The 20,682-nt window shown below is 39.5% G+C and carries 15 protein-coding genes and 2 CRISPR repeat arrays (1 of these 17 cut by a window edge); of the genes, 8 read left to right on the plus strand and 7 right to left on the minus strand.

The annotated features are described in order from the left end of the window. Positions 1-65: 65 nt before the first annotated feature. The 4 genes from fucP to QE390_RS03295 all read right to left on the minus strand — a co-directional run bounded on the left by fucP (position 66) and on the right by QE390_RS03295 (position 5,657). Entirely contained in the window at positions 66-1,361 is a 1,296-nt protein-coding gene (gene fucP, locus QE390_RS03280; protein WP_307141078.1) for an L-fucose:H+ symporter permease, read from the minus strand. A gap of 55 nt (positions 1,362-1,416) precedes the next feature. Further along, positions 1,417-2,328 (minus strand): carbohydrate kinase, encoded by a 912-nt coding sequence (locus QE390_RS03285; RefSeq protein ID WP_106635396.1) that lies wholly within the window; start codon positions 2,326-2,328, stop codon positions 1,417-1,419. Positions 2,329-2,381: 53 nt separating this feature from the next. Next, the gene (locus QE390_RS03290; protein WP_307141079.1) at positions 2,382-3,386 is read right to left on the minus strand and encodes a LacI family DNA-binding transcriptional regulator; all 1,005 of its coding nucleotides are present in this window, start codon (positions 3,384-3,386) and stop codon (positions 2,382-2,384) included. A 695-nt stretch (positions 3,387-4,081) separates the two neighbouring features. After that, positions 4,082-5,094: a CRISPR direct-repeat array (repeat unit 30 nt; unit sequence GTCTTAATCGTACCTTATTGGAATTGAAAT). Between the two features lie 164 nt (positions 5,095-5,258). Continuing rightward, positions 5,259-5,657 (minus strand): response regulator, encoded by a 399-nt coding sequence (locus QE390_RS03295; RefSeq protein WP_307141080.1) that lies wholly within the window; start codon positions 5,655-5,657, stop codon positions 5,259-5,261. Between the two features lie 380 nt (positions 5,658-6,037). Between QE390_RS03295 and QE390_RS03300 the strand changes: the two genes are divergently transcribed. The 3 genes from QE390_RS03300 (at position 6,038) to QE390_RS03310 (ending at position 9,965) form a co-directional block, all read left to right on the plus strand. After that, positions 6,038-7,279, plus strand: a complete 1,242-nt coding sequence (locus QE390_RS03300; RefSeq protein ID WP_307141081.1) for a tyrosine-type recombinase/integrase — start codon at positions 6,038-6,040, stop codon at positions 7,277-7,279. Between the two features lie 2,180 nt (positions 7,280-9,459). Continuing rightward, positions 9,460-9,729, plus strand: a complete 270-nt coding sequence (locus QE390_RS03305) for a helix-turn-helix domain-containing protein (protein WP_307141082.1) — start codon at positions 9,460-9,462, stop codon at positions 9,727-9,729. A gap of 2 nt (positions 9,730-9,731) precedes the next feature. After that, a complete protein-coding gene (locus QE390_RS03310; RefSeq protein WP_307141083.1) occupies positions 9,732-9,965 on the plus strand; it encodes a hypothetical protein in 234 nt (77 codons plus the stop codon). A gap of 7 nt (positions 9,966-9,972) precedes the next feature. On the opposite strand, the gene QE390_RS03315 is transcribed toward QE390_RS03310, so the two are convergent. Continuing rightward, the gene (locus tag QE390_RS03315) at positions 9,973-10,419 is read right to left on the minus strand and encodes a hypothetical protein (protein WP_307141084.1); all 447 of its coding nucleotides are present in this window, start codon (positions 10,417-10,419) and stop codon (positions 9,973-9,975) included. A gap of 77 nt (positions 10,420-10,496) precedes the next feature. On the opposite strand from QE390_RS03315, the gene QE390_RS03320 reads away from it, so the two are divergent. Next, positions 10,497-14,300: a hypothetical protein gene (locus QE390_RS03320; protein WP_307141085.1), complete on the plus strand. Its 3,804-nt coding sequence runs from the start codon at positions 10,497-10,499 to the stop codon at positions 14,298-14,300. A gap of 393 nt (positions 14,301-14,693) precedes the next feature. On the opposite strand, the gene QE390_RS03325 is transcribed toward QE390_RS03320, so the two are convergent. Together QE390_RS03325 and QE390_RS03330 are read right to left on the minus strand one after the other, a co-directional pair. Further along, entirely contained in the window at positions 14,694-15,020 is a 327-nt protein-coding gene (locus QE390_RS03325; RefSeq protein ID WP_307141086.1) for a hypothetical protein, read from the minus strand. Beyond that, positions 14,980-15,336: a hypothetical protein gene (locus QE390_RS03330; protein ID WP_307141087.1), complete on the minus strand. Its 357-nt coding sequence runs from the start codon at positions 15,334-15,336 to the stop codon at positions 14,980-14,982. Before QE390_RS03330 ends, QE390_RS03325 begins: the two co-directional genes overlap by 41 nt. Positions 15,337-15,574: 238 nt before the next feature. On the opposite strand from QE390_RS03330, the gene QE390_RS03335 reads away from it, so the two are divergent. The 4 genes from QE390_RS03335 to QE390_RS03350 are packed head-to-tail and all read left to right on the plus strand — an operon-like array spanning position 15,575 to position 18,276. Then, positions 15,575-16,216, plus strand: coding sequence for a recombinase family protein (locus tag QE390_RS03335; RefSeq protein ID WP_307141088.1), 642 nt, complete (start codon positions 15,575-15,577; stop codon positions 16,214-16,216). Between the two features lie 24 nt (positions 16,217-16,240). Then, positions 16,241-16,429 (plus strand): hypothetical protein, encoded by a 189-nt coding sequence (locus QE390_RS03340; protein ID WP_307141089.1) that lies wholly within the window; start codon positions 16,241-16,243, stop codon positions 16,427-16,429. Next, complete coding sequence (locus QE390_RS03345) at positions 16,386-17,720, plus strand: radical SAM/SPASM domain-containing protein (RefSeq protein WP_307141090.1); 1,335 nt, start codon at positions 16,386-16,388, stop codon at positions 17,718-17,720. Before QE390_RS03340 ends, QE390_RS03345 begins: the two co-directional genes overlap by 44 nt. Before the next feature lie 55 nt (positions 17,721-17,775). Continuing rightward, positions 17,776-18,276: a hypothetical protein gene (locus tag QE390_RS03350; RefSeq protein ID WP_307141091.1), complete on the plus strand. Its 501-nt coding sequence runs from the start codon at positions 17,776-17,778 to the stop codon at positions 18,274-18,276. A 527-nt stretch (positions 18,277-18,803) separates the two neighbouring features. Then, positions 18,804-20,682: a CRISPR direct-repeat array (repeat unit 37 nt; unit sequence GTTTCAATCCAACTTCGTTTGGATAGCACTTTGAAAG); it runs 1,679 nt beyond the window's last position.

Below are 20,682 nucleotides of genomic sequence, written 5' to 3' on the forward strand. Positions count from 1 at the left end.
CAAAGCAAGGGCTACAGGATCGAATTAATCTCCTGTTAATGAACGATTTAATTATAAATAGAACGTTAGAGCTTATACCCTTTTAACCCATACCAGCCCACTACCACAAAGCCTGCCAGCGGAATCAGTAAGGCATTGGTAATACCGACCTCATCGGAAAGTTTACCCATGGCTGCCGTCAATATAGCTCCACCGATAATTGCCATTACCAGAATGGAAGAACCCAATTTGGCCCGCTCGCCCAAACCGCTAATACCTAATGAGAAAATGGTAGGATACATAATGGACATGAAGAAGCTGGTGATTACCAGAGCCCATAAGCCCATCGTTCCGGGAAAGAGGATCGCCACCGCAACCAGCAGAATTGTTGCTATCGCATAACTCACCAGTAATACGTGATCAGAAATTCTTTTCATTAGAGCAGTGCCCAGAAAACGGCCCGCCGTGAATAGTACCAGTGAGATAATCAGATAGTTAGCTGCTGTTTTTTCAGGGGTTCCGGGCAGGTTATACTGAATGTAACGAATCAGAAAACTCCAGATGCAGACCTGAGCACCTACGTAAAAGAATTGGGCAATCACGGCTCCCGAAAAGTGCTTTTTCTTCAGAATACTGCCAGATATGGACGGAGCTACTTCGCGGGATTCCTCATCCTTCACGATTGGGAAACGGGTAATTAGAAAAATAACCGCAAAAACGGCTACAACGATTCCAATCACCAGGTAAGGCATTTTTACCGCCGCCGATTCCGAGACATAATACGCCTTTAACGCCTCAGGACTTAGTTTGCTCAAGGTCTCGGCGGTGTGTTCCACACCCGAAAAGATAAACTGCTGCCCTACAATAATCCCCGTTACACAACCAATAGGATTAAACGCCTGCACCAGATTCAGACGAAAACTGGCCGTTTCGGGCGTGCCTAACACCGCTACATAAGGATTAGCAGCCGTTTCCAGAAAAGCCAGTCCACTCGCGATCACAAAAAGAGCAAACAGAAAAAACTGATAGGAATTTTGATCTGCCGCCGGAACGAACAAGAAAGCTCCCAAAGCATAGAGGACTAATCCAATCACAATACCGGTTTTGTAATTATACTTTCTCATGATGAGAGAGGCCGGTAAAGCCAGCACAAAATACCCCAGATAAAAGGCCGATTGTACCAATCCTGACTGAAAGTCAGACAGTTCGAATGCTTTTTTGAATTGCTGAATGAGAATATCATTCAGGTTATTTGCCATGCCCCAGAGAAAGAAAAGGCAGGTAATGAGAATAAGTGGAAAAAGATAACTTGCTTTAGGGTTATTGCCGGGGTGTATAATCCGGGTTGTTCCTGTAGGCATCTGGGCGGTTCCGGTGGCCATAATCTATAAGTAATGAATGAGCGTTTTGGTATATTTAGGCGGATAATCTGATTACTTAAATTGCAGGAGCCAGTAAGGCTTTTTGTTTGAAAGTTTCAAACTCCTCCAGGGTATATTCTGGGCAGGCTCCTTTTTTAGTGGTAATAAAAGCTCCCATGGCGGCAGCATTACCCATAGCGGCTTCCATCTTCCCACCCCGCACACGTTCGGCCAGGTAACCCGCCAGAAATGAATCCCCACTGCCAACGGTATCCTGAACAGTAACGGGCACGGCTGGACAGAAGTAATAATTCTGATGACCGTAATAAACCGCTCCTCGGCTGCCTTTGGTTAACAGCACTTCACTGACTTTGAATCGTTTTTCCAGAAATGCAATCGCTCCTTCTTCCGTGATGTATTCCTCTCCAAACATTTCCAGAATGGCCCGTAATTCGGCTTTATTGGTTTTTACCATGTCAGCCTTTCCCAGCAGGTATTCCAGTACTTCAGGCGTATAAAAGGGAGGCCGCAGGTTAATATCGAACACTTTGAAAGGAGCCACTTCCAGTAATCGATACAGGGTTTCCCGGGATGCTTCTTCCCGAATAGACAAACTGCCATAAACAAAAGCCGCCGAGTTCCGAATCAATTCTTCGTTGGCGGGCGTACAACCAATATGATCCCAGGCTACGTTCTGGATAATATCGTAATGAGCTTCGTTATCCTCGTCAATTCGGGCTAAAACAGTACCTGTAGGATGGATCTCATCCCGCTGAATATCTTCCGTTGGAACACCCCAGCTTTGAATCAGGTCGAGTAACTCATCGCCCAGAGCGTCTGTTCCTACCCGGCTTACCATTCTACTGGTAATTCCCTGTTTATGAAGATTATAACTTACATTAAAAGGAGCTCCCCCAGCTTTTTGTCCTTCAGGAAAGATGTCCCAGAGAATTTCTCCAAAGCACACAACGGTCGGTTTATTTGGCATTGCCTGATATGTTTAAACGTTTAAACAAAAGGTTAATAAAAAATAATTGGAGGTTATTGAGTAAAACTTGAATGAGAATGCACGAATGAGGTTTCAAGGATAATCGATTCTGGGGGAAGAGCCGAGTCGTTCATTTGCTGGAATAATAACTCTACTGCTTTTTTACCCATATCGGCCAGGGGTTGTCGAATAAAGGGCAAAGGGCTGGGATAAAAATCAAACACTTCTGTTTCATCAAAAAACAGAGTTGACACTTGGGTTGGCACCGCAATCTGATGGTTCATTAGGTAACGCATACCGGCAATGCCTAGCTTGTTACTGGTAAAATAGATGGCATCAACGCCCGTTTGTAACATGGAAGTGATCGCCGCGGAAACTTCCTGCTCAATGTGATTTTCGTGAATTACATGAGTGACGTAGCTTGCGGAATGGCTTTGCGTAATGCCATCCTGAGCTCCCAGCATCCGTTCTTTCAAGTGTTGTAAAGTAGTATCGTATACCAGAATGCCAATCTTTTTTCGACCCTGCGTAATAAACTCACTCATTGCATCGAACGAAGCCTGATAGTTATTAACACTAACACTACTTACCGACAAATCAGGGAAATAACGGTCAATCAACACCAGCGGTGTTTTTCGATCCTGTAAGGCTTTGATCAGCTCATCTGATCCTTCGGGAGCGGCCAGAATCAGGCCATCTACCTGACGATTCAGTAACTGATTAATCAACCGTTCGAACCGGGGCTTACTCTCATCCGAACTGCCAATAATGAGGGCATAACCCGCCTGGTCGGCTTCGTCACTAATGATACGGGCGAGTTGGGAAGAAAAGGTATTGGCAATATCCGCCGCAACGAAACCCAGACTAAAGGTTTTTTTCAGCTTTAAACTCTGAGCCAGAAAATTGGGGCGATAGTTAAGCTCTTCAACGACCTTGCGAATCCGTTGTGCGGTATCTTTATTGATCCGATCCGTTTTCTGGCCATTCAGGACATAGGAAACCATGGCGATTGAAACGCCTGCTTTTTCAGCCACATCGCGTAACAAGACTTTTTTCATGGAAACCCAGTTCTGTACTTTTTTGCGTAAAAGTAAGATTGTTTAAATGTTTAAACAAATCCTTTTCTAAAGAAAATCATATTTTTTTTAGAAAAGTAAAGAATAATGGTCATTCTGCCAATTGACCGTTCTGGCGAAGATGTACTCTGTCCACCTACGAAAAATGTTGAGTTTTTCTGGCAAGCCTCATTACCAGCATTCTCCTACTCAATCCCTAATGGCAGGGCTTCTCTAGGGATTGGAACTAAGTTCCCGGTTCTTGATACCTTGAATTTTGAAAAGGAAGAATTAAAAGATTACCTTTCCACATGACGTGTTCTTGCGGTGTATGACACGCCTTGACGAGAGGTCGTTGCTATTTTTTGTGAGTTGAAACTTCGAGTAAATGAAGTAAGATTCGTAAATGAGAGATTGAATGGCAGGATACTTTCTTCGTCTAAGGGTGCCGAAGAAAGAGAAGAGGTTATCTCTGAATTCCACGCCCAATATCGTCGACCTCCTACAATCGTTCTTTGGCATACTGTTATTTTCAGACTAATTGAATCATAATAGCTATAACCATCTGATTATGAACCGTCGTCGATCGATGGGGTTTTTCGTACCATTGGCGGTCGACGACTATGAAGTTGGATATACAGAACTAAAAAGGGCCCTAGAACCTAAAAAGGGCTATTTTTTCTCGCTAAATTCACGGGGTCTTAATCGTACCTTATTGGAATTGAAATATTTCCAACTTGCCGGGTTTTACAAGCTCTATTCGAGTCTTAATCGTACCTTATTGGAATTGAAATACAACCAGACCCGGCAAACCCCGCCCCGGCTAATACGTCTTAATCGTACCTTATTGGAATTGAAATATCATAGTCTTCCAAGCTCAAGTCCTTCCAGCTATTGTCTTAATCGTACCTTATTGGAATTGAAATGCGGGTAAATGGATGCTCAAACGCAATGCAGTCGGAGTCTTAATCGTACCTTATTGGAATTGAAATATGTTCCTGCTCCTAAAAGCTTCCCGGATTTTCGAGGTCTTAATCGTACCTTATTGGAATTGAAATCGGGTTAATGCAATAGGTTCAACATGAAAGTAAGTAGTCTTAATCGTACCTTATTGGAATTGAAATCGGTACTGAAGGCTCAATTCCTTATTGCCCTCACGAGTCTTAATCGTACCTTATTGGAATTGAAATAAATCTAAATCTTTGAATTCATCAATAGATCTGGAGTCTTAATCGTACCTTATTGGAATTGAAATATGTGCCTTCAGGGACGAAGATTTACACGACCCCTTGTCTTAATCGTACCTTATTGGAATTGAAATAATAGTAGGTATGCTGGCAAAGTCGATCAGCCTGAGTCTTAATCGTACCTTATTGGAATTGAAATTGGGTGAGGTTAGTAATTTAAGCGGCTAATGCAAAGGTCTTAATCGTACCTTATTGGAATTGAAATTAGGGTCAAGAATATAATTGAACTGTATCATTTCAGTCTTAATCGTACCTTATTGGAATTGAAATACAACTAAACCCGTAAGGCCATGCAGGTAGTAAGGTCTTAATCGTACCTTATTGGAATTGAAATATGAAGGTCAACAGAGCCAGGATCAGCACTCCGTACGTCTTAATCGTACCTTATTGGAATTGAAATTTCTAAAAGCGTCGCCGCCTTGGTTTTAAGTTGGGTCTTAATCGTACCTTATTGGAATTGAAATAAGGTTAATCGCTTGAAATCAATCGGTCTTTTAAGCCTTTCACCGGAACCAAAACTCCTCAGACCTATTCGTAGCAACCCAGCGTATATACGGAAAAGTCCTCTTTAGAGAGAGGACTAATACTGCTTTTAAGTGATTCAAGAAGCGGGCTTTAAAGGCTAGGGTTACGCCTCTTTACGCATCTGATTTTTTTGTTGGGAAAGTATGCCTTCCTCGATAGCCGTGAACATAGAATCCACATCCTCTTTTGCGAACACCTCAAGGACGCCACTTGATAACATCTGAGTGATTTTAGAGGGCTCTTGACAAGTTGTCCAGCCAAATAGCAGAAGCTTAGGAAATCGATGCGTGAGTCGCTGGGCTGTTTCAATCCCATTCAATTCAGGCATTTGTAGATCCAGAATACAAACGTCGGGAATTTCATTAGCCTTTTCCAGCTTTTCAATCAGTTCAAGCCCGTCGAAAGCAAAAATATCTAATCGAAACCGCGGATCTTTTCTTATTTTTATTTTCAGCAAAGCATGCTGAAAAATACTATCATCTGCGAAAGCAAGTGTGATCATTGTGTTGGCGGACATTATACTTGTTTATTTAAACTAAACCTGCTTATTAGACTACGCCTTCTTCCATTTTCTCTTTACCCTAAAGCGTTCTTTTAGATGCTCCATTAAAAGAGCTTATTGTAGTCCTACACAGACTAGATTCCCTTTTTTAGCTGATGAGTATCAGGTCATTACTACCCAAATGTTTCGTTTTACTAGCAAGAAAATGACTAGTTGTACCCCAATCTCCTCATTCCTCTATTGAGCTTATAATGAAGCATTCCCGAGATTCTTTTCTTTGATAAATAGCCTATTTTAGATACCTTTACCGAGCTACTAGTAGTCTGTGTAGGACTAAACAGAATAACTAATTTCGCTGGAAATAAACTGTTTGTCCTCCGATGAAATTAATTTCATTCTTACTAAACCCCCTTCATTCTCACTCGATTATTGTTGCTCAAGTCGAAGATTCGGCAGGTAAAAGGTATCTCGTCCGAACACCCCTGCGAATCGAAGCTGACGCATGGGATGCTGAGCGGCAACGCCCTCGGAATATTTATCTCAAAAAGTACAAAACGATCAATGCGAAGCTCAATCGTTTAAAGATTGCTCTCCACCAGCTTTTTCAGGTTAAAAAAACGACCAGATCCCTTTCTTTGAAGACTCTAGAGCGAAAAATCAATACACTTTGCCAATTAGAGCCCTCCTATGGAGAAGACAGTTTGCTTGCCGCCATGAGTCACTACATTCATTCCCGGTCGCATCTGCTTTGTACGTCTACCTATAAACGCTATTTGGTCTTCCTGCGACTGATCGAACGTTTTGAAGGCCATCGCCGACAAACGCTTGTCATTGAGCAGGTTAATGCAGATTTTGTTCGAGATTTTCTAGCTTTCGGAACCCTCGAAGCCTACAGCACCTCCACCGTTCACCGCACCATTCACTTCGTCCGGACCATTCTGAATTTTTTAGAGAAACGAGGCGTTCGCACGTTTGCCTATGAGCTGGAATTACCCAGAGAAAAACAAGAGACACCCTGCATTACCCTGTCAGAGGATGAAGTAATTCAGATTAACGATACCTCCGTGCCGACGGCTTTGCAGGCAGCCAAAGACTGGCTGATTATCAGTTGTTATACGGGTCAGCGTGTTTCTGACTTTATGCAATTTAATCAGCAAATGCTTCGTAGTCTGGGCGAAAAAATGTGTGTCTCTTTTGTACAGCAGAAGACTCAGAAACAAATTCTATTACCCTTACATCAAACCGTGTTAAAAGTCATGCGGCTGAATGGAGGTTCTTTTCCCGCAAAGCTTTCCGGCCAATTGTATAATCAGCAGATCAAAGCAGTGGCTCAGTTGGCAGGGATCAATTCGCTAACGACCGTACGCAAACGTCAAGGATTTCGGTCCATGACTCAGGTCTTACCGAAATGGAAGGCGATTACCAGCCACATTGGTCGCCGAAGCTTTGCCTCCAATTTTTACGGCAAAATCCCCACGCCTTTACTAATGGAAGCCACCGGGCATAGTTCGGAGCGAATGTTCCAACGCTATGTTAATCACGCAGATACCGAACGCACACTCTCGTTGAGCTTTTACTTGGATAAAGTCTACGAGCAAAAATATCAGGTAGGAATGTCTTAAAGGTATTCGGCTAACCTTTACCGTAATATTTACTAAAGAAGATAACCCATTATTCGAGATTTATTCTCGGTACTCATGAGGTTAGAGTCTTTGGCAGATACTCTATGTACCCATGGGTAAGCCCCGCCCTTTCAAGCAGACCTCATGTGAATTGAAATATAATAAGGATTTACTCTTTATTCAAATAAGAATGACTGTAAAAGGCAGGCCATCACCAAGCCTTACATGAGCGGTAAAATTAGGCAGAAAAGACGACTTTAGTAGTTTATTTTATCAAAATTAAGGATAAATATTTTTATAATACCATTTCACGATTTAAGTATTACAAAATCGGAAAATGTCTACGACATCTTACACAGAAAAGCCATTTAATAGGAAGAAAAAAAAGTAACGTTCGAATGAGCATTGGACGACGATGGCGTTCAATATCTGTAGACCGACAATAAGGGCATCGTCTTGCCACAATCTTTCGAGTCGCTGTTGCCATAATATAAAATTGTTACTTTTAAATCAAGAGAAGAATCTTGTAATTAGTAAAGAAAGATGTGGGTTAATTAAGGGCATTAAAAGTCAACCATTCAATAAACTCTATCTTTAGCAGAAAGGAATAACCACTACAGACGTTTCTTGCTTTCTTAACTGCCCATGCAATAGGGTCTTGTTTCATTAGTCAAGAACGTAAGTATTTGTAAGCCACAGGCCTTACGATAGATTTTCTCAACGTGCAGAAATACATTACAAAGGTTTATATAAAATAAAGGACATTACGTTAAATGTATGTGAAGTTAGATTATAACAGGGTAAACGGCTTAAATTAAGTAGTGTAAAACTCATGGCAACCCAAGTAAAGCAAACTCACAAAAACTAGTCACATTATTTATTAAATAAGTTATATTACTATCTTCATAACATGAGGTTGAAAACTCGCTATTTAGGAATAAATAGGCTACATGTATATACGTAGCATATATTCGCTAATTACATAAGGCATGCTTTTAAAGTAAAGGCGATCTATTAAGTAATCTACAGCGTTTGAATAGTCTTTAATGAAGTCAATTGAAAACTATTTTGTATTAGCTTAAGGTAAATACAATAATTCCTATCAGGCTGTAAGCGTTTTTAGCGTAAAACTTTGAATCTATTTTACTGCACTTATAAAACATATCCTACTTGTTTATTGCTTTCTAATTCTATTTTTATAATCCTGCTGATTTATGGATGCTCTTCATGAGGAGTGTTACCATTTCTCTTGCGAACATATCCGCAAGGAAATACTAACCATTGTAAAGATTGATTTTGGAAAGGCTTCTTATGAGGTTGTGTTGATTTCAAATACGCTTGGAATTGATGAAGGGTACTGCACTCATAGGTCAAGCCCACCGGAGTGGCCTTTTTATGCTCATCAGATGCGTTGGTGATATCTCCCCAAAGGATTTTCGATCTACTGTTATTAGAAGAACCAAGTGAATGTTCTGTCCTAATTGGCTTTCTTCCATAAGACAACTTTCAGCGAGGAGGCCATAAAAGTATTAACTTTGCAAGTGAATTATTTTTTATAAAGTGTGGTTACTCCGTACTCATTGAGTGTGTTGCTCTTAGATAGCTATCCTCATTGGGTACAATAATTCGTGATTTTCTCTGATTTTGAGTGATTTAATAATTTTATTAATCACTTGATAATCAAAAAAATCACTACACATCACACCATATTAAACCACTAATCGCAGGACTTTGAAATCTGCGATTATTACCCAAAAATAGTTCATAAACTACTGAATATCAAATAGTAATCAATATATATATTGTATTTGGTACAACATTTTTACCTCTTCGAATAATTCAATTTTTTGATTTGCTTCTCTAAGGCTTCATCGGGTTTTATAACTTTTCATTCCGGCCATTCAGTACCACTCCACTAATAATACATCCTTTGATTCAATCGAAAAAATCAAGCAATGAGTACAAGTACATTCATGAATAACTCGATGGCCTGCTTTAATATCGAAAAGCTAGGTATCGAGCCTTTTAATTGACGCTTACTTAGGCTTGCAATGTATTGATTATTAGAATCTTATGCATTATTAGCAAAAACAGGTATTACAATTTATCTTACATGTTTTAATTGCTTTTTGTGGATTAGCCAAAAACATCCTAATTTTTTAAATTGCAATAAAAAGGCAATGGAAGTTATCTGTCTACAGGATGAAGCATTTTATCGGCTAATCGAAAAAGTTGTTGAACGCCTACAGCCTAAGGTTGCCGCCAAAGAGGATAAATGGATTTCAGGCAGTGAAGCCATGCAACGGTTACGGATTCAGAGCAAAACGACATTACAAAAACTTCGCGACGAGGGAAGTATTCGTTTCTCTCAGCCAGAACGTAAAATCATCTTGTACGATGTTGATTCCATCAACGATTATTTAAACCGTCACGCTAAAGATACATTTTGATAATGGAGGACGAGCAACAACCATCACCGCACTATCTGAAGGGTTTCAATAATGGCTATCTATTGGCTCAGTATGAACCTGAGTTGCTGAATAATCTGCTGGCTTCTCCTAACCCTGAAAATGAATACATGCAAGCGATGGCTCATGGGAAAAATCAATTTGAACAGGAAAAGCTTGTAGCTGAAATGAAGCAAATCAGGGAGAAACAAAAACACAACCTACGTAGAAAACGATAGCTCGTTTTTACCTCTTTTGCCGTCTGTGCCAATAGGGTTGCTTTTGTTGCCTATTCTGTTTTTGCTCAGCGACCAGTTTATCAATCTCATCTTGTGTCGGGGAGGAAGACGTACTTTCAACGGGCTTTGCTTCTTGTTGCGTCTTATAATCTTTTATGAGTTTCAACGCTTTGTCCTGATGAAGCGAAATATCGGAGGCCGTTGATTTTTCTTTAAGTGAAGAGGGAGTAATGGGCTCATTGAGAAATTTCCGTTGTTCCTCTTTGAAGCGTTTCTCCATCTCCTTGACGGTTCGTTCATGAGCCTGTTGAAGTCTCGCAAGCTCGCCTTGATACCTGTTTTTATCGTAATGCTGGTCTTGTAGGGATACAAGATTCTGATGATCAACAAAATAACGTTGATTCAATTGCTCCAACTCTTTGTCTTGGCGAGAAAGTAAATCGCTGTAAAGCATTTTTATGCTGTATTGTAGTATTACAAAACAACTATATATTTAAAAGTAATTATATTATTTAGTTGCTTGGAATATAGATGAATGATTTAATACAAATTACAGGAAACGATATAGCATTGCTCTCAGATTCTGATTTGAGAAGTTTAGTCGGGCTGCTGTGTGAAGCTGAATGCAGATTAAATAATGTTTCACCTATCGGAGTAACTTGGGGTGGGCACCAAGATGCCAAAGATGGAGGGCTGGATGTAGTTGTTTTAAATACAGCTCTAATAACGAATGGTTTTATTCCTAGATCAAATACAGGGTTTCAAGTCAAGAAACCTAACATGACAGCCTCTAAGATACTTGAGGAGATGAAACCCAATGGTATTTTGAGAGAATCAATTAAGCAGCTTATAGTTAACTCGGGTAGTTATATAATTATCAATTCGTCAGGATCTACGGCAGCAACAGCTTTAGAAGATCGACGTAAAGCGATGAGAGATGCTGTTAAAGATGAACTCGAATCTGAAAACCTGCACGTTGATTTTTATGATCGAGATAGAATAGCAACTTGGGTAAGATGTCATCCCTCAATTGTACTATGGGTATTTGGTAAATTGGGTCGCAGTCTACGAGGCTGGCAGCCTTTTGACAATTGGACTAGACCTGGAGAAGTAAAAGAAGAATACTTAATAGATTCATCTACGCGACTTTATGACAGTACGGAGAATGAAGAAGAAAATATACTGACTATTGAAAAGGGTATATCGAAATTAAGGAATCTTTTATCGACACCTCGATCTTGTGTTCGATTAGTTGGACTCTCTGGAGTAGGTAAAACGAGATTTGTACAAACGCTTTTTGATGAAAGGATTGGTGAGAATGCTTTAAACCCTAGGCAAGTCTTTTATACGGATATATCTGATGACCCCAATCCAGACCCAAAAAGTTTTGCCGAGCAACTCATGGCTCAAAATACCCGAGCCATATTAGTAATAGATAATTGTACCCCTGAACTACATGGAAGACTAGCAAGACTATGTTCAAGTACTAAAAGTACTATTAGCTTAGTTACAATTGAATATGATGTTAAAGATCAGTTGATCGATGAGACAGAAACAAGTTTTTTCCGTTTAGAGCCTGCTAGTGATGATTTGATATGCGATTTAATTAAAAAAAGATTTAAGCATATTAATTCATTGGATGCTAGAACAATTACTGAAGCATCTGGTGGAAATGCACGTATTGCTATAATATTAGCAAGTACGATCAATAAAGGAGAAAAGATATCAAGTCTTCGGAATGGAGAGCTATTTGAAAGGATTTTTCAACAAAGAAATTCTCCCAACAACGATTTAATAAAGTCAGCTAAAGCTTTTTCTTTAGTTTATTCTTTTAATGGACTTGACACAGAAAGAGATTCTGAATTGTCCTTTCTTGCTTCTATTATTGGCAAGACCCCAGAATTACTTTATGAAGATATTTCGGAATTAAAAAAACGAGATTTGATACAATCACGAGGAGAGTGGAGGGCACTACTACCTCATGCGGTTGCTAATTATCTTGCAATAGAAGCATTGGATTTAATGCCTCCGAAAAAGATGATAGATATTTTTTTTACTAAAGGGTCAGAAAGACTAATTAAATCATTCTCCAAAAGATTATCTTTTCTTCATGATTCTTATAATGCAAACCAAATTGCTGTTGAGTTATTGAAAGCAGATGGATTGTTAGGTGATGTTAGTAATTTGAATGGCTTTGGTTTCGAAGTATTCAAGAACATTGCACCAGTTTATCCAGAAGTAACTCTTGAAGCGATTGAAAGGGCTGTAAGTAAAACAGATTTTATTATAAAATATAATTCCTATAACGATCATTATGTTCGTATCTTAAAAAGTATAGCTTTTGAAGACAAATACTTTATTAGAAGTGTAACGATAATCTGTCAATTTGTATTAAGTGAAAATAAAAAGAATTCATCTTATGTAAGACGCGTCTTACATTCTCTATTTGCTCTTTACCTTTCTGGAACTCATGCAAAACCAAAAACACGTCTTCTTATTATTCATGATTTGGTTACTTCACTCTCTGCCCGGAAAGTAGAGTTAGGTTTAGAACTTTTAGAGGCTTCACTCGAGTCATGGCATTTTAATGCGGTTGATAGTTTTCAATTTGGATCAAGATCTCGAGACTATGGATATAGACCAAAAACATATGAAGAAGTACAAGACTGGTTTAAGATTTTTATTAAAGAGATAGGTGATTTAATTATAGGTAATCAAGATCTATCAGAAAGATTAAAACAAATACTCGCAAAGAAATTCAGAGGCCTATGGACACGATCAGGGGCTATTAATGAGTTAGAAGAATTGATTTATAAAATTAAAAGCAGAAATGAATGGGTTGAGGGCTGGATAGAAGTGAAGAAAACTATATATCATGATTCTGAAGAGTTAGACACCAAGAGAAGAAATAAACTTTTTAATTTGGAAAATGCACTTCGTCCTAGTACGTTACAAGAAGAAATAAAAGCATATGTTTATTCTGTAAATTATTATGCTTTGCTTCATATAGATAGAAAAACAAGAAGCATTGAAGATCGTTTAAAAGATATGGATGACATGGTTATACAATTGGGTATTAGACTATCTAAAGATGAAAGTTTATTAGAGTTATTATTACCAACCTTACTAACAAAGAATTATAATAACTCTTTTTATCTAGGAAAAGGAATAGCTAAGGGAGCTGAAGACTTAATCAATAAGTGGCAAAAAATCACTTTTCCTCTAGGGTATTTAAACAAAGATATTGTATATGTGAATTTATTGGGAGGATACTTAAATGAAATAGCTATAAGTGATATGCAATTAGCTAATGATATATTAGACCAAATTATTGACGACTCTACATTAATGACTTGGTTTCCTTACTTTCAAACTCTTGTTCCTTTAGGGCCAATAGGCTTAGAACGTTTATATAAAGCTATAGATAATAATATTTCTCCTATAAACCTATATTCTAACATCGGCTATGGCAGATATCACGAAACAATTACAGATGAAGATTTCTCAAAATTAGTATTAAAAATATCTTCTAAAGACAATGGTGTTGAAGTAGCAATTGGTTTGTTGAATATGAGGTTTAGGGAAGACAAACAAAATCATCAAAACATATTAATTGAGGCAGCAAGGGAAATTTTGTTAAAATATAATTTTAAAAATCAAAACAATTATGGTGCTATAATGCACGACATTATAAAAATATTGAAAGTATGTATAGATGTAGACATAGAAGAAGGCGATGATTTTGCCAGTACGCTATGTACAAATCTAAATAATGCTTTTCAATTATATGATCTATATACACATGACTTTCTTGAATTGTTGAGTATAATTGCTAAGCGATATCCTTTTATTTTTCTAGAATTTTTTTTGGAAAATAGTAATGTAAACGAATACCGAAATCTGGATTTTTATGATATCAATACAGGTAATAATGTTCTAGATGTAGTTACTGATGATACTATTATTTCATGGTGTGAAGTTAATCCAGAAATAAGATACACTTGTTTATTTAATATCTTTAATCCTTTTGAATTAAATAAAGAAAGTAATGAGCTACAATGGAGACGATCTGTAACTCATGTTTTTAAAAAAACAACAGATATAGGTAATACATTAGATGCTCTTGAGGAGAATATTCTTTTTTCAGGTTCATTTGGATTGTATTCTGATAAATTAGAGAGCCTACTTGATTTCTTTGCCAAGCTTTTTAACCATAATAATATTCAAGTATCTTTATGGTCAAAAAAAGTATATCAGTCTATTCAAAATAGGATTTTTCAAAATAAACAATGGCAAGATAAAAGTTTAAAACAAAGTTCTCAAAGCTTTGAGTAGGGTCTTTGATTTTTACTATGCTTTAGGTAAGAATAAATTTGGGTATAAAAATAATATTTATAAAGTTCTATACTGTTTAGTATACTTTATGGGTCTAACTAAAAGCAGAATGTTAGTTATTCTTTTATCACTGATTGTATAAATGTATTAATTTGATTATTTTTGAAGTGGGAAGCATGTTTAGCAACATATTGGCCTGAAGAAATTTAAGACAAGTACAAGTAGAAATAAGAATAAAATATTTCCTCGAATGGAAATTATGTTATAATTATTTTACAAAAATTTATATTATCACGATTGATACTGTATTAACTGTTTAAACAAGGCTAATAAAAATTAAAATCTGTCTAGTTCATAAATGGCCGTCTTTGAAAATAGACGTACAATGTACGACTATCGGCGATGACCACCTCGGCGATGTTGCTTATCCTGGCGACGTTTTTTGACATTCTTCATCAATTTCTGGATCGCATCTTCATCAGTAGGAGTATCTGCTAATAGCAATTTATCCAAATCTTCTAATGATGCATGCAGCCCTGCATTTTCGATTTGTTGATAAATCCGTTTCCAATTTTCGGATGGTAGATCATCCGCTTCATTCAGTGCAGGGCCATTGGGGAACAAGCTATTCATTTCAGCGGGATCGATAGCGTCTGCTTTAAGGCTAGGTTTCTCTCTCCTACCTGCGTATCGGCCATCTTTTTGCGGATAAGAATCCATGGCCAAAAGAAGCACTTTGACGAATCCATTGGGCCACATTCGGGTCAAGGTTAGCGATCTCTTGTTCGATTTTGCCCAGGGTATTAAGTCGATAATCCCTTTTCTTTTCTTCTAGAAAAGTGACTAACCGGTCTTGCCGTTCTGAATGGGTCAAGCCCACTCTCCATAAATTGTATGCAGAGAAAGGCCCATTTTTCTCATCCAATACATGGTTCAGATATTCATCAATGTTTTTAATTTGCTCTTTAGCCTCTTGGACAATATCCCGCAAATGCTCGAACTCAGTGGGATAATCGCGATCAAATTTAAAGTCCATAGGTCTGCATATTATACAGGTGAAACGAGCTTTTTTAAGAGTTTTTTAGCTCCAAATTTGTTTATAAGTAAACGATCGTTTACTTATAAACAAAAGACATGTCTTTTTAGCGTTTCTCTTTCTCTGTAAGCAGCTGTAAATCAAGGCTTATCCCTTACCTCAATAACGCCTTTTTAATCAAATTCTGTTCAAATATAAACCATCGTTTATTCCTGAACAAAAGGGCAGCTAATCCGCTATGAAAGAGACTATTGCCTATTATCGCGTATCCACCCAGCGGCAGGGACGCAGTGGATTGGGACTGGAAGCCCAGCAAGCAGCCATTGCTCAGTATTGTCAGTTCCATGACTATGAGCTAGTTGACGAAGTCATGGAGGTCCAATCCACACGTAAACTGCAAAGTCGTCTGCTGGAGGCTCTCGAGCAGTGTAAGCTACTGAACGCTTCGCTAATGGTTGCTAGGCTGGACCGCCTCGGTCGCGACGTAGAAAAGATAGCCCAGCTTATTAAGTCAGATGTTGAGATCATTGTCACGGATAACCCGCATGCCACTCGGTTCACCATTCATATTCTGGCCGCTGTCGCTGAAGAGCAACGCCAACGCATCAGTGAGACGACAAAAGAAGCCTTGGAAGCGGCACGCAAGCGAGGTGTGATGCTGGGCCAGAATGGAAAGCGATTAGCCAAACAAAACAAACGGGCCGCTCAGGCCTTTGCACGGCAGATGTTTCCGCTGATTCAAAAACTCAGAAGTCAAGGCATTCGCACCCTTCGGGGGATCGCTGATGAACTCAATATTCAGGGCGTTCCTACTTTTCGTGGCAATGCTCACTGGCACGCCAGTACCGTTTTTGTTCTGTTACATCGATTACATAAATAATCTCAACTTTTGATCCCATCGCTTATGAATGCGAACATTGAAACCTCTGCTCTTTTTGATGATGTAGCCTGTCTGGAAAAGGCCATGGGCCCTAGTAAGGGGCCTGCGACGCTCGTGTACGCCAATTGTGATTGTTCGGGTTATTATCCATCGTATCCCCTAGAGGAGAATGAAGCATCTGATTCCCTTTCGCTGCCCCAACCTGCTGTTTAGACCGCTTGAAAAGGGCTATTTCTACGCCGTGAACTGCTCCTTTCCGCGTTCACTGCGTATTCTCTCTCCCATTCAAGCCGAGGTCTTATCTGCCATTGATGGTAAGACCTCGGTGGCTGGCATCGCCGAAAAAACGGGTCTTTCTTTAAAGACTTTGGAAGAACTACTTTTTCTGTTGGCCCAAACGGAAATCGTTCGAACGGATCAGGCTTTTTCGGAGCCTGTTAAACCACCCACGCCCGAGTCGCTGAATTTCTGGATTCATACCACCAACCGCTGTAATCTCGGTTGTAGTTATTGCTACATTCCAACCCTGCACAATCCAGACGGGATGGATGAAGCGACCCGAAAGCAGTTGCTTGAAAAAGTGGTAGAAACGGTCAAAGCTCGAAAACTTAGACAGGTGAGGTTTCGCCTGGCGGGCGGAGAACCCTTGACCCAGTTCAAAGCTTGGAAAGGCCTTATTGTTGACCTACGAGAACGGCTCACCCCGTATGGCTGCCAATTTGAGGTTTCTTTTTTGACCAACCTCACCATTTTAACTGACGAGGTCATCGATTTTGCCAAAGTTCACCGCGTCAGCTTTGGCGTGTCGCTTGATGGCGTAAAGGCGTATCAGGATGTCAGCCGCCCGTTCAAGCAAGGGGCAGGTTCTTTTGATCTAGTCAATCAAAATTTAAAACGAATGTTGGCTGAGCAGATTCCGGTATCGGTCAACACGGTGGTGAATAATCAGAATCTGGATGGCCTACCGGAATTGACGCAGTACCTGATTGATCTGGACATTTCCTTTCGTTACTCGGTTGTCAAAGGAGAAGCCATTGACGCGGATAAGCTGGAAGAGAAGCTACTGGCCTGCTATGCCATGATGAAGCAGTCCATCGGGCAGGGCTGGTCGTTTACTCGCCGTCACCAGTTTTGTGATCTAAAGACCACAGAGCTAGGATTTCAAACCTGTGCCTCCGGCTTTTCGGGTGGAGCCATCAACGTAGATGGGACGATGCATTACTGCCATGTGCACGTAGGCGACGCGTCTAAATCCTTATACTCCATTTTTAATCCAGAGCTGGATTTAGTCGAGATGATTGAGGCGGGCAGTCATGAAGAAGAAAAACGTTCGGCGGATTGCAAGGCCTGCCGCTATCGATCCGTGTGTACAAGTGGGTGCCCGGTGTACCGCATAAAAGATAAAGATCCGCAGTGCAGTCTCTATCACAAAGTCATTCCTATGATTTATGATCTCCAAGCCCAGGAGCGATTTAAACAGCTAAAAGACTTTAAGTTGCTTTAATAGCTGCACTCTACTATTCTCTTATACTTCTTAATGAGAAGAGGATAAAGAGAATATGTCATTTGATATAGCTGTCGTTATTTCGGTGTTGGCCCTGGCTGCGACGGTTTATCAACTTTACCTTCAACGCGTCCATAATGAAAAGTCAGTTAAACCACTTGGTCAGATTGATCTTATAGATTTTGACAGAAAAATTAGTATCTATATTGTCAATAATGGCTTAGGCCCATTGATTTTGGAAAGGATGATCTTTTCAAAGGATGGCCAAACTTATACTAGAATTGATGATTGTTTGGCTCTTGACTCTAAGTCCTATTCTCGAATTCATGTAAGTGAAAAGGTGAAGCGGGTCGTACTTCCTAATAAATATCTAACAGCCTTTGAAACGATTTTTTCAACAGACGAAAATGAAATGGAAGTCGAGAAAGTGCGTGCTCAGCTTAGTTCTATTAGCCTAAAAGTAGAAGGCCGTGATATTTACGATAATCTCATCACAATCGAACGTGATCTTGAATGGTTTTCAAGGCATATGCTCGATAAAAGCCAGCCTTCGTAACGCATCTTTCAAATACATTTATTTTGATTAGGTTAGCTTAGCTTAGAAGCATGACTATCTCAACCAAAATCGTTGTAAAGCCTTAGGATGTTTGCAACGAAAAGGGGTGATTAAAGAACTTTCCAAAGGTCGATTCTATAAATCTAAGCAAACCCATTTTGGCGAAAAAAAGCTGAATGAAGAACAACTGTTGAAACCTTATATCGAATGAACAGAGAACCGCTTATATCAGGCAGTTATCTTTATACTGAGCTAACTAACCCAACTTTCTTGCATCATCAAAATTGCCATTAGGGATCACAAAGTCCTTATCAATACGAGAGCCATTAGGGCTGTCAAAATATATGTGGACGTTGCCGAGTAAAATTACCAGCTCTTTGGTTTCTAAACACTCTAAAAGATCTCAGATATACTCCAGAACTTAATCTACCAGTGACCTTAAAGTGCTCATCTTATTTAAAATCTATGTAGAGAGATATACTGGGTCACATTGGCCCAGAGTAGTTCCATCGGCTGCGAAAACGTAGTTTACAATCCAACTTCGTTTGGATAGCACTTTGAAAGGAAGACAACGCCGGGCCCCATTCTTCCCGTCGATACGTTTCAATCCAACTTCGTTTGGATAGCACTTTGAAAGAAGTAGCCGCGACCATTGGAGGCCTTCAGAAACTCTTGTTTCAATCCAACTTCGTTTGGATAGCACTTTGAAAGTTTAATGTCCGCCACGTACAATCCAATTTCGTCCAGGGTTTCAATCCAACTTCGTTTGGATAGCACTTTGAAAGAGGAAGTGAGGTTTATTTTTCATCTGATTTTATTAAGGTTTCAATCCAACTTCGTTTGGATAGCACTTTGAAAGGCATATTAAACTTATTACTAAACGTATGTACGTAATGTTTCAATCCAACTTCGTTTGGATAGTACTTTGAAAGTGAATTCGGTGAGTTCAGCGAAGATCGTTATTATCTGTTTCAATCCAACTTCGTTTGGATAGCACTTTGAAAGCTTTTACGATAGGAGCCGGGTAAGATTTCGACGGAAGTTTCAATCCAACTTCGTTTGGATAGCACTTTGAAAGCGTTTGACTTTAATACGACACTTTGATATTGATTACTGTTTCAATCCAACTTCGTTTGGATAGCACTTTGAAAGGACGGTACGGGCTGGTACGCTCCCGGTGATCAATATGTTTCAATCCAACTTCGTTTGGATAGCACTTTGAAAGTTGCCAGGGGACGCCTAGAACGATTAGACCGAAATAGGTTTCAATCCAACTTCGTTTGGATAGCACTTTGAAAGTATTGCAACACGCAATTAATTAGCCTGAATAACGAAAGTTTCAATCCAACTTCGTTTGGATAGCACTTTGAAAGATACTAGATTACTTCGATCGTTAGGGGTTAACTCTAGTTTCAATCCAACTTCGTTTGGATAGCACTTTGAAAGGTTAATGGGCCAGCAAACCAATGAGAACCCCGACGGGTTTCAATCCAACTTCGTTTGGATAGCACTTTGAAAGTAGTCAGCAATCGGTTATAGAGAGTTGGTTTCAGGCGTTTCAATCCAACTTCGTTTGGATAGCACTTTGAAAGTAGAGTCTGTCCGTGCGAATTTGCGGCTAAGGCTATCGTTTCAATCCAACTTCGTTTGGATAGCACTTTGAAAGGCTAAGACCATACGTAGAGTAGGGCACCTGATTTAGTTTCAATCCAACTTCGTTTGGATAGCACTTTGAAAGTTTGATTGGGTGGGTTTTTACCCTCAGGCGTTGTGAAGTTTCAATCCAACTTCGTTTGGATAGCACTTTGAAAGGAAGCCAACGATGTGCCTATGTCATTTGAAACGGTAGTTTCAATCCAACTTCGTTTGGATAGCACTTTGAAAGGCTACGATTACGGCGGGTCGCTGAGTTATCTCAAGGTTTCAATCCAACTTCGTTTGGATAGCACTTTGAAAGGGTACAGAACATTAACGACACCCAGGCCCGAGTCTTGTTTCAATCCAACTTCGTTTGGATAGCACTTTGAAAGAGACCGAGGTACGGTCTTCAACGGCTTCTACCTTTGTGTTTCAATCCAACTTCGTTTGGATAGCACTTTGAAAGTTTCGCCTTGAAGGTGAAAGGGGTGCTTGAAAATCAAGTTTCAATCCAACTTCGTTTGGATAGCACTTTGAAAGTGAAGATAAGAAACTTAACCTCTTAGTAACTGAAATGTTTCAATCCAACTTCGTTTGGATAGCACTTTGAAAGCAGGGAATCGTAAGTAATTACTTCCGCTTCCAGGTGGTTTCAATCCAACTTCGTTTGGATAGCACTTTGAAAGACCCGCCGCGTCGATGGTTTTATACCGATCTAAGTAGTTTCAATCCAACTTCGTTTGGATAGCACTTTGAAAGACCCCTCCG

Origin of the sequence: Siphonobacter sp. SORGH_AS_1065 (assembly GCF_030818595.1) — a bacterium.
In the GTDB taxonomy this organism is placed as follows: domain Bacteria; phylum Bacteroidota; class Bacteroidia; order Cytophagales; family Spirosomataceae; genus Siphonobacter.